Below are 555 nucleotides of genomic sequence, written 5' to 3'. Positions count from 1 at the left end.
GGGCCGCCGAGAATCGGACCAAGCGTGCGTTGGCGGCTGCCGCTGACGAGGACACCGAGGCCGCCTGATGTCCAAGTTCGAGATTCCCGAAGGCTGGACGATCCAAGCGTTCCGGTTCACGTTGGACCCGACCGAGGACCAGGCCATGTCGCTGGCAAGGCATTTCGGCGCGCGCCGTAAGGCATACAACTGGGCCGTGGCCACCCTGAAAGCCGATATCGAGGCCTGGCGCGCCACCGGCGTCCAGACGGAGAAACCGTCTCTGCGGGTCTTGCGGAAACGGTGGAACACCGTCAAGAACGAGGTGTGTGTCAACGTCGACACCGGCGCGGTGTGGTGGCCCGACTGCTCGAAAGAGGCGTATGCCGACGGTATCGATGGTGCGGTCGGGGCGTACTGGAACTGGCAGCAGAGCCGAGCTGGTACACGTGCCGGCAAGCGCGTGGGTTTTCCGCGGTTCAAGAAAAAGGGCCGGGACCAGGACCGTCTGACGTTCACGACCGGGGCGATGCGCGTTGAGCCGGACCGGCGACACCTCACATTACCCGTGGTCGG

1 protein-coding gene is annotated in these 555 nt (G+C 65.0%); it reads left to right on the top strand.

Annotation, left to right across the window (positions count from 1 at the left end; genetic code table 11):
• Positions 1-67: 67 nt before the first annotated feature.
• The coding region (locus tag AC5Y36_RS25845) for a helix-turn-helix domain-containing protein (protein ID WP_500043824.1) at positions 68-555 on the top strand (488 nt) is incomplete at its 3' end.

Source organism: Mycobacterium sp. NGS50 (assembly GCF_059812545.1).
Note: the sequence above shows the minus strand (reverse complement) of the source record. Positions and strands in the feature narration are given on the sequence as shown.